Consider the following 9216-nt stretch of genomic DNA (forward strand, 5'->3'; position numbering starts at 1 on the left):
TCGCCACCGTGCTCGGTGGGCATGTACTTACTCCTCTGCCTTCGGGGTCTTCGCGGCGCGTCGCTGCACATCGCGTTCCTTCTTCACACGTTTGCCGCTCCGTGCTGCGGCAGCCGTCTCCTGCTTGGCTGCACGCTGCTGGAATCGGTCAACGCGGCGTGCGGTGTCCACGATCTTCTGCTTGCCGGTGAAGAACGGGTGGCACTTCGCGCAGAGCTCCACCTGGGTGGTCTCGCTCGTGGAACCAACCGTCATGGTGTTTCCGCATGCGCACACCATCGTCGCGGCCGCGTAGTACTCCGGGTGGATTGCTTGTTTCATAGGAAGAGGGGATGCTGCTGATTTGCTGCTCCGATGACTACCGTAGCATGGCCACGATCCATTGACAAGACCACTCCAGGAGGGTACGCTCGGAGCAGTACCTTCATCCGTCCAAAACGACGAGAGAGGAGCGTCATGAGCGGTGGAACGATCATTCCTGCACGGGGGTTCGAATTGATGCTGAATGACGATGAGCTGGTGTGCTGGGATGCACGGCTCGGTGTCCAGTACGAGAATCCGAGTGCCTGGGCCCGCGTGGTGTCGCAGTATCTCTTTGGTGCCATTGAGCCGCGCCGTCGCCTCCCGCACCTCGCGCACGCGTTCCGTGTGCTGCCCTACGTTCCGGAGACCCCGGTGTCCACGTTTCCGATGGAATCCATGAGCGACGATGAGTACGCACGGCGCGTGTCCTTGCTCTGCCAATCGGACTCGTTCCTCGAACTCGTCGAACGACTCTCCGACAGCGCGTTGTTTCCGGTGGAAGCGGCGACGATGCTCCTCACGTACCTCGGCCCGTTGTCCCTCGATAATCGGGTCGTCATCCTCGCACTCGTGTATCGTATTCACGATTGCGGTCCGTTCGGTGTCGTGTGCATGCGCGGTGCGGATCTCCACGACCAGGATGAGCGGTGGGCGATCGTCGTGCGACATCGCGAGCGCGTCCTCGCGGCGAACGACGCGCTCCTCCACGCGCTGTGCGACCACGTGGATGCAGCGGTCGTAGCACGCCACATCCTCGACGCGATCGTACCGATCGCAGACGAGCAGGAGCGCGCGATCGTCTTCGGCTACATGATCACCCGGTTCCGCGTACGTTTGAGTCGTGAAAAGGATGCGGCGCTCGAGCATTTTTCCGATCACCTCCGGCAGGGAGGTTTCGCTCCCCGGATGATCACCGTCGCGCTCAAGCGTGCCGTTGCGTGCACGGAAACCGGCGAGGATTGCGGGACAGCGGACAATCGAGACAGCCCCTCGGGTCGCGTGCTCCACTGAGCGGCAGCGCGTCGCTACGCTCGATGCGGAGTGATGCGTGATGGTTGGCGGTTATTGAGTACCTTGCACAAACGAGAATCCCACGAGGTGGGAAGGAGGAATGCATGATGGAGAAGATGCAGAGACCGACGATTCGCTCCGCAGAAGCGGCGCAGAGTCAATCGCCATGAGCAGGCATCGCGCCACCACCACAGTCGCGTTCGTGCGTGATCGTGGGCGTCTGTTGCTTCGATTTTCGACCTTCCGCGAGCAGCGCATGCTCCTCAAGCGGGGCGACGTGCTCGTCGCCATCGTGGGGCATCGCGGTGAAACGTTGCAGGTTCGGGCGGTCGTCTCGTCCTCTGCATTCACCGCACTCAACGATCTGCACGTGCAGGCGTTCTACGCCTTTCCGGTGCGTCTCTGGACCGCGTCCTCCTGACCGAACAACCCCCTCCGACTCGTCGGAGGGGGTTTTCATACTTGACGGCACGGAGGATGTGCGGTACGCTGCGAGCAGTTGAGGTACCGGTGGTGAATCCCCAGACAAAGGAGCGATGCGTGGGCGAAATTATTTTGTGGGCACTCTTCTTTTGTTTCGCTTGCTGGGCCCTCGTCATGGCGTTTCGAGGGCCCGTCAGCCAGTCGCCGCAGACGCTGCCGAAGCGCTCGCCGCGCGCGCAGCAGGCGTTAGACCGCGCGAGGCAGCGGTTGCGGAGGGTACAGGATCGCGCTGCGGGATCTTCCAGGCCGCTCGCGTGTACGCAGCGTTCGATCGAGCGTCTGAGCTCGCAGGATTTCGATGTCTACGATGACGACGAGCTCCTCGATTTCCTCCTGGACTACGAGCAGGCGATACGCTTCGTAGAGGCGGAGCTCAACGGGGTCGCCGTACCGATGGACATGTTACCGCGAACGATCGTGGACATGCTCGGTGGCGATGACTCGAGCAACACAACTCCGGCACACGACCACCACCACGCGAGGAGTTTTTTCTACGACCCTCCCGTGACGCACGACGGAGGATCGCACCACGATCACGGCAGCCACGGCTCGCACGATGGCGGTGGGTACGACGGTGGTGGAGGCGGTGACAGCGGTGGTGGCGGTGACGGAGGCGGCGACTAGCGCCGTCACACAGGTGAAGGCCCGGTACCATGTGGTACCGGGCCTTGTTCGTGCGTCGTGGTGATGTATTGGACCAATACATGATATTGACGGGGCTTGCGGTGCATGGTACGGTGAGCATGTCCAACGCATTCACTCATCTCACACCTCCCCGGGACTGCGGTGGCCTGCCCTCAGTGGCTCCACGGCAGGATGAACGGGCAGGGACGTCAAAAGGGCGTGTTTTTATTTTCTATGAGTACGCCAACACTCGAACAGATGCTCAAGGCCGGTGTCCATTTTGGTCATCGGCAATCGCGTCGTCATCCAAAGATGACGCCGTACATCTTCACGATGCGGAACAACGTCCACATCGTGGACCTCGAACAGACCGTGGCGAGGATGGATGTTGCGTGCGCAGCGGTCCGCGCGCTCGTGGGGGAGGGGAAGACCATCCTGTTCGTCGGCACGAAGGATGCGGCGAAGGAGATCGTACGCGAGCAGGCGGTGCGCGTGAACATGCCGTACGTCGTTGGTCGGTGGCTCGGTGGGACAATCACGAACTTCGTGGTCATCGGGAAACTCATCCAGAAGTACCGCTCGCTCCTCCGCATGCGCGATACCGGTGAGCTCGAGCAGAAGTATACGAAGCACGAACAGTCCGAGATGAGCCGCGAGATCCGGCGACTCGAGGAAGCCGTCGGCGGTATCAGCGATCTCACGAAGCTTCCTGATGCCATCTTCGTGGTGGATGTTCGCGAGGAAGCCACTGCGGTACGCGAGGCCGTGCGGCGGAATATTACCTTGTTCGGTATCTGCGACACGAACGTTGATCCATCGGATATCACCTACCCCATTCCGGGGAACGATGATGCCGTCGCGTCCATCCGTATCCTCGTCACCGCGTTCGCCGATGCGGTCGAGCAGGGGACCGTCGCACGCGCGAAGGCCGTCGCGGCAACGCCCGTTGCGGCAGTTGCGCCGCAAACGCACAGAGAACAACCAGAGAGCGTATGAGCAACGCACAGGCGATCATGGAGCTGCGTCAGGCAACGGGTGTCGGGGTTTTGGACGCAAAGAAGGCGCTTGAGGAGTCCGGTGGCGATGTGGAAGTGGCAAAGGATGCGCTGCGGAAGCAGGGGCAGGCAAAGGCCGCGAAGAAGTCCGGTCGGGAGACCGCCGAGGGCCTCGTGGGAAGCTACATCCACCAGACGGGCAAGCTCGGCGTGCTCGTCTCCGTCGCGTGCGAGACCGATTTTGTTGCGCGGAGCGATGATTTCCGTGCGCTCGTGCAGGACCTCGCGATGCACATCGCTGCAGCGGATCCCGAGTATGTTCGGCTGGAGGATGTTCCGGAGGAGATCATCGCGAAGGAGCGTGAGATCGCTGCGGCCCAAGCAGCGGGTAAACCAGAGGCCGTCGTCGCGAAGATCGTGGACGGCAAGCTCGCGAAGTTCTATGCGGAGCGCGTGCTCCTCAATCAGGAGTTCGTCAAAGATGACTCCATGACGGTCCAGCAGCGCATGGAGCAGGCCATTCAGAAACTCGGAGAAAATGTTGTGGTGCAGGAGTTCGTGCGATTCTCGCTGTGATGCGTGTACTCATGCACACCCTTGCCCAGTCGCCAAAGCGGCTGGGCATTTGGTATCCTGGAGATAGGCGGTGTGTTTTTCGTGCCGCTGCTGTTCACTCCTTTCTCCTATCTCCTATGCTGCGTGTCGCCATCAACGGTTTTGGACGCATTGGTCGGAATACCTTTCGCGCGATCAAGGAGCGTGGGCTCGGAAAGAAGCTCCACGTCGTGGCGGTGAATGATCTCACCGATCCGGAGACGCTCGCGCACCTCCTGAAGTACGATACGGTGTTCGGACGCTTCGATGGGCGCGTGAGTGCGCGGTCGCACGCGATCACCGTTGACGGGAAGGATATCCACGTCTACGCGGAGCGTGAGCCGGAGCAGCTCCCGTGGAAGAAGCTCAAGGTGGATGTCGTGCTCGAGTGCACGGGTCGGTTCACGCAGGATGGTGCCGCGCGTGCGCACCTCACGGCGGGCGCGAAGCGCGTCATCGTGTCCGCACCGACGAAGGGGTCGGGCAACGTCTCGACGTTCGTACTTGGTGTCAATGACGATCAGCTCGGCGACCACGATGCGATCAACAACGCATCGTGCACGACGAACTGCGTCTCGCCCGTCACCCGCGTCGTGAACGATGCATTCGGGGTGGAGCGCGCCGCGCTGACGACCATCCACGCCGTCACTGCCGAGCAGAACCTCACGGACGGTCCGCCGCCCGGGCTCAAGAAGGGCGACCTCCGTCGCGCCCGCGCGGCCTATGTGAACATGGTGCCCACAACGACCGGTGCCGCGATCGCGGCGACCGAGACCATTCCCGATCTCGTGGGAAAGTTCGACGGGCTCTCCGTGCGCGTGCCGCTCGTGGATGTCTCGCTCTCGGATTTCGTCTTTGTCCTCAAGCAACCCGTCACCGTGGCGCAGGTGAACAATGCATTCAAGCGAGCGGCGAAGAATCCGATCTACCGCGGCGTACTCGCGGTGACGGAGGAGCCACTCGTGTCATCGGACTTCATCAAAAATCCCTACTCTGCAGTCGTAGACCTTGGGCTCACGAAGGTCATTGATGGCACGCTCGTGAAAGTCATGGCCTGGTACGACAACGAATGGGGCTACAGTTGCCGTCTTGCCGAGATGGCACTCGAAGTGGGAAAGCGGATCTAATGGAAACCTAAAGGTTTCCGCTACGGGGGAACAGATCGTCTCCGAAGCTGGTGCGGGAGCACCGAAGATCGTTTCCGCTACGGGGGAACAGATCGTCTCCGAAGCTAGTGCGGGAGCACCGAAGATGCTATGGACATACCGCGCGTCGTCATCATCGGCGGAGGCCTCGCTGGGTGGGGGGTCGTCAAGGAGCTCGAGCCGTACGCGCGGCACGAGGACATCGCGCTCACGCTCATCGAGGAACGATCGTGCCACGAGTTTCCGCCTCTCTACTACGAGGTGGCGACGGGTATCGCGCAGGGCGACACCGGAGAAGCCGTATCACTTGCGAGTAGTGTGTGCGTTGATGTCGTACACCTTGAACGTTTCACACGCAAAGCGAACGTCGCAATCGTACAGGATCGAGTCACCGCGATCCATCGTGCAGCGCGGCGCGTGGTGGTGTTGAGTGGCGCGGAGATTCCGTACGACGTGCTCGTGCTCGCCATGGGGGTGCAAACCGCGTACTATGGAATCATGGGGCTGCGTGATCACGCGATTCCACTCAAGAGCGTGGCGGACGCCCTGCACATCCGTCGGCGCATCTGCGAGCTCATCGCGCGCGCACGCCGTGGGAGTGTCGAGCGATTTGGGATCGTCATCGGCGGCGGCGGTGCAACGGGTGTCGAGTTTGCTGCCGAGCTCGCATCTGCGTGCCGCGAGTTTGTCCGTCGCGGCCTCCTCCGGCGCGAGGATGTCGAGATCACCATCGTGGAGGGTGCCTCGCGTCTCCTCACCGCGTTTCCGGAACGTGCATCATACCTCGCACTCCGGCGGCTCCATCGGCTTGGCGTGCGGGTCTTCCTCGATGCGCTCGTGGGGAAGGTGACGCTCGATGGGGTGACCGTCGTTCCGCGGCCGCTGCGGGAGGGCGAGCACCGTGAGCAGCTCCTCTGCGGTTTCTCTGGCGACTCTTGCGAACTCGCGTCCGACGTCACGGTGTGGACAGGCGGGATCGTGCCAACGGCACTCCCAAAGGAGTCGGGGTTCGCCGTGAATACGCGCGGTGCCGTCGTTGTGGATCGCACTGGTCTCGTGGAAGGCGAGCGTTGCGTGTTTGCGCTCGGTGACTGCGCGGTGTTTCCGGATGCACGCGGTGGGACGATCCCGCCGCTCGCCTCGCACGCGGTGCGGTCGGCGCCAATCGTCGGGGAGAACGTCATGCGTATGCTCCGCGCGGCGCGTCTGCGTGCGTATCGGGCGCGTGAGCTTCCGGCGATTCTCCCACTCGGTGGGAAGTACGCCATGCTCACGTATCGCGGCCGCATCGTGGATGGGTGGTCTGTTTGGGTGTTGCGCTCGCTGGTAGACCTCCGGTACTTCACGCGTGCGTTTGGTCTGGTGACGGGTTTTAGTATTTGGCTCCGTGGCATTCGTGCGTATGTCAAGAACGACTAGGATTATCACCATGCGCGCACTCGGACCGCTACGCGGTGCACGCGTGCTCTGCCGTATAGACGCAAACGTCCCCATGGATGGGACGCGCGTCATGGATGATACGAAGCTCACCCTCACACTCCCGACGATTCAGTACCTCCGCCGCGAAGGCGCAGCGGTCGTCCTCCTCTCACATCTCGGGTCCGGCCGTCCGCGGGAGACCCTCGCGCCAGCAGCCGAGCGGCTCAGTACACTGCTCGGTACCACGGTACGACTGCTCCGCGGCCGCATCGGCACCACCGCGCTCATCACCGCACTCGCGGAGCTCAAGCCCCGAGAGGTGGTCATGCTTGAGAACCTCCGGCGGTACCGCGGCGAGCAGGACAACGATCCGACATTCGCACGCGCGATCGCCGCACTCGGGACGCACTACATTTTTGATGCATTCGGTGTCGCCCATCGCTCCCATGCCTCAGTCGTCGGGGTACCGGCGCTGCTTCCGTCTGCTGCGGGCGCACTCGTCGAGCGCGAGATGGAGGCAATGGAGCGCTTGCGTGATGGCGCGTCGCCGTTTGTCGCGCTCCTCGGCGGCGCGAAGATCACCACGAAAGCGCCCGCGATCGCGCGGATTCTCACCGTGGCGGATCGCGTGCTCCTCGGCGGTGCACTCGCGACGCAGTTCTTCGTCGAGCGCGGGTACGAGGTGGGGGATTCGCTCGTTGAGGCGGAGGGCGTTGCCATTGCGGCGAATCTGCGGAAGAGCAAGCGGTTCCGGAACGTGATGCTCCCGCTCGATGTCGTCGTAGGGGATCCGCGCATCGGCGCACGGTCGGCACACGTCGTGCTCGTGCAATCCCAGCCGCACCGGATCGCCACCGGCAGGGAGCAGGTACTCGACATCGGTCCGCAGACGATCCGCGCGTATGCGGAGCAGCTCAAAGCGGCAAAGACGATCCTGTGGAACGGGCCGCTCGGCATGTTCGAGGAGGAACCCTACCACCACGGCAGCATCATACTCGCACGCGTCGTCGCGAGCCGCGCATCCGGTCGCGCGTTCGGTGTCGTCGGCGGCGGCGAGACGCTCGCGGTTCTCGCGCGCACGCGCATGGAGCGTTTCATTGATCACATCTCCTCCGGCGGCGGGGCGATGCTCGCGTACCTCGCGGCGGATGGGAAGATCCCTGGCATCCTGGCACTTCGGCAATCAGCACGCGTTCGAGCGTAGGGATTATACTATGGCAACGATTACCTCCATCCATGCGTGGGAGATTCTCGATTCGCGCGGCAATCCCACCGTGCGTTGTGCCGTGACGCTCGATGACGGATCGTGCGGCGTTGCAGCCGTTCCGTCCGGTGCGTCCACGGGCGCGCACGAGGCACTCGAGCTGCGCGATGGTGGGAAGCGCTACGGCGGCAGTGGCGTGCGGAGCGCCGTGAAGCATGTGAACGGCCCGATTGCGCGAGCGGTCCTCGGAATGGATGCACATAACCAGCAGGCCATGGACCGCACGCTCATCGCGCTCGATGGTACGCCGAACAAATCCAAGCTTGGCGCGAACGCGATCCTCGCGGTCTCACTCGCGTGTGCAGTTGCCGCTGCGCGATCCCACGGGGTGCCACTCTACGAGTACCTCCGGAGCGCGTACGATCTCCCGCTACGCGGTTGGCGGATGCCGACGCCGATGATGAACGTCGTCAACGGCGGGCGCCACGCCGCATCCGGGCTCTCCGTACAGGAGTTCATGATCGTCCCGCAGCACAAGCGGTTTTCGGAGCAGCTCCGCATCGGCGCCGAAGTGTTCCACGCGCTCCACGACATCCTCGCAAAGCGGAAACTCGCCACCACCGTTGGCGATGAGGGTGGCTTTGCGCCTGTCTTTCCAGAACCAAAGCCCGAACTCGTCCTCCGGCTCATCCTCCGTGCGGTGAAGCGTGCGGGATATGCACCGGGAAAGGACATCGCGCTCGCGCTCGATGTCGCCGCGAGTGAGTTCTACGATGCGGCGCATCGCACCTACTCCTTCACTGGTCGCTTTGGAGAGGAGGGGATTCCCTGGACATCGGCGCAGATGATCGCGCGGATGGAGCAGTGGGTGAAAAAGTTTCCGCTCATCTCGATTGAAGACCCGCTCGATGAAGATGATTGGGAGGGATGGACGGCACTCATGGAGCGCATCGGCAAGCGCGTGCACGTTGTCGGCGATGACCTCTTCGTTACAAACCCCGCACGCCTCCGGCAGGGGATTGCGTGCAACGCGGCAAACGCGATCCTCATCAAGGTAAACCAGATAGGCACGCTCACGGAGACGATGGAAGCCATCGCGCTGGCGCGCGAGGCGAAGTACGGCGTCATCATCTCGCATCGTTCCGGAGAGACCGCCGACACGTTCATCGCGGACCTCGCGGTGGCCGTCAATGCGGAGTATATCAAGACCGGCTCGCTCTCTCGCTCCGAGCGCGTGGAGAAGTACAATCGGTTGCTGGAGATCGAGGAGGAGGTTGCGTAATCTGGCGTGCGAGTCCCCCGTAGCGGAGACCTTCAGGTCTCCATCTTTCCTCCCCGCCACCAACCCGCCTACCCCAACGCCCGGATGGAGGTCTAAAGACCTCCGCTACAATCCTCGGCGCTCACGCGCCAGCTGCGGAGAGAGAAGATCCATTAT

At 62.7% G+C, this 9216-nt stretch carries 10 protein-coding genes; 9 read left to right on the forward strand and 1 reads right to left on the reverse strand.

The window, feature by feature from the left end:
* Positions 1-27: 27 nt before the first annotated feature.
* Complete coding sequence (gene rpmE, locus Q7S96_03935; protein ID MDO8463391.1) at positions 28-321, reverse strand: 50S ribosomal protein L31; 294 nt, start codon at positions 319-321, stop codon at positions 28-30.
* A gap of 177 nt (positions 322-498) precedes the next feature.
* On the opposite strand from rpmE, the gene Q7S96_03940 reads away from it, so the two are divergent.
* The 9 genes from Q7S96_03940 (at position 499) to eno (ending at position 9060) form a co-directional block, all read left to right on the forward strand.
* Positions 499-1314 carry a hypothetical protein gene (locus tag Q7S96_03940; protein MDO8463392.1) on the forward strand — a complete coding sequence of 272 codons (816 nt, stop codon included), beginning with the start codon at positions 499-501 and terminating at the stop codon, positions 1312-1314.
* A 100-nt stretch (positions 1315-1414) separates the two neighbouring features.
* The gene (locus tag Q7S96_03945; GenBank protein MDO8463393.1) at positions 1415-1735 is read left to right on the forward strand and encodes a hypothetical protein; all 321 of its coding nucleotides are present in this window, start codon (positions 1415-1417) and stop codon (positions 1733-1735) included.
* A gap of 176 nt (positions 1736-1911) precedes the next feature.
* Positions 1912-2421 (forward strand): hypothetical protein, encoded by a 510-nt coding sequence (locus tag Q7S96_03950; protein ID MDO8463394.1) that lies wholly within the window; start codon positions 1912-1914, stop codon positions 2419-2421.
* A gap of 234 nt (positions 2422-2655) precedes the next feature.
* A complete protein-coding gene (gene rpsB, locus Q7S96_03955) occupies positions 2656-3417 on the forward strand; it encodes a 30S ribosomal protein S2 (protein MDO8463395.1) in 762 nt (253 codons plus the stop codon).
* On the forward strand, positions 3414-3992 hold the full coding sequence (locus tag Q7S96_03960; protein MDO8463396.1) for a translation elongation factor Ts: 579 nt from the start codon (positions 3414-3416) through the stop codon (positions 3990-3992). Before rpsB ends, Q7S96_03960 begins: the two co-directional genes overlap by 4 nt.
* A gap of 116 nt (positions 3993-4108) precedes the next feature.
* The gene (gap, locus tag Q7S96_03965; protein ID MDO8463397.1) at positions 4109-5137 is read left to right on the forward strand and encodes a type I glyceraldehyde-3-phosphate dehydrogenase; all 1029 of its coding nucleotides are present in this window, start codon (positions 4109-4111) and stop codon (positions 5135-5137) included.
* Positions 5138-5266: 129 nt separating this feature from the next.
* Complete coding sequence (locus Q7S96_03970) at positions 5267-6574, forward strand: FAD-dependent oxidoreductase (GenBank protein MDO8463398.1); 1308 nt, start codon at positions 5267-5269, stop codon at positions 6572-6574.
* Between the two features lie 10 nt (positions 6575-6584).
* Complete coding sequence (locus tag Q7S96_03975) at positions 6585-7778, forward strand: phosphoglycerate kinase (protein MDO8463399.1); 1194 nt, start codon at positions 6585-6587, stop codon at positions 7776-7778.
* A gap of 10 nt (positions 7779-7788) precedes the next feature.
* A complete protein-coding gene (gene eno, locus Q7S96_03980) occupies positions 7789-9060 on the forward strand; it encodes a phosphopyruvate hydratase (GenBank protein ID MDO8463400.1) in 1272 nt (423 codons plus the stop codon).
* The last annotated feature ends 156 nt before the right edge of the window (positions 9061-9216 follow it).

The sequence above is a fragment of the bacterium genome (assembly GCA_030647005.1).
In the GTDB taxonomy this organism is placed as follows: domain Bacteria; phylum Patescibacteriota; class Patescibacteriia; order JACPHY01; family JACPHY01; genus JAUSKG01.

What these genes read in the sequence shown, in the direction of transcription:
- rpmE (MDO8463391.1), bottom strand. Translation starts at nt 321, where the DNA reads ATGAAACAAGCAATCCACCCGGAGTACTACGCGGCCGCGACGATGGTG.
- Q7S96_03940 (MDO8463392.1), top strand. Translation starts at nt 499, where the DNA reads ATGCTGAATGACGATGAGCTGGTGTGCTGGGATGCACGGCTCGGTGTC.
- Q7S96_03945 (MDO8463393.1), top strand. Translation starts at nt 1,415, where the DNA reads ATGCATGATGGAGAAGATGCAGAGACCGACGATTCGCTCCGCAGAAGC.
- Q7S96_03950 (MDO8463394.1), top strand. Translation starts at nt 1,912, where the DNA reads ATGGCGTTTCGAGGGCCCGTCAGCCAGTCGCCGCAGACGCTGCCGAAG.
- rpsB (MDO8463395.1), top strand. Translation starts at nt 2,656, where the DNA reads ATGAGTACGCCAACACTCGAACAGATGCTCAAGGCCGGTGTCCATTTT.
- Q7S96_03960 (MDO8463396.1), top strand. Translation starts at nt 3,414, where the DNA reads ATGAGCAACGCACAGGCGATCATGGAGCTGCGTCAGGCAACGGGTGTC.
- gap (MDO8463397.1), top strand. Translation starts at nt 4,109, where the DNA reads ATGCTGCGTGTCGCCATCAACGGTTTTGGACGCATTGGTCGGAATACC.
- Q7S96_03970 (MDO8463398.1), top strand. Translation starts at nt 5,267, where the DNA reads ATGGACATACCGCGCGTCGTCATCATCGGCGGAGGCCTCGCTGGGTGG.
- Q7S96_03975 (MDO8463399.1), top strand. Translation starts at nt 6,585, where the DNA reads ATGCGCGCACTCGGACCGCTACGCGGTGCACGCGTGCTCTGCCGTATA.
- eno (MDO8463400.1), top strand. Translation starts at nt 7,789, where the DNA reads ATGGCAACGATTACCTCCATCCATGCGTGGGAGATTCTCGATTCGCGC.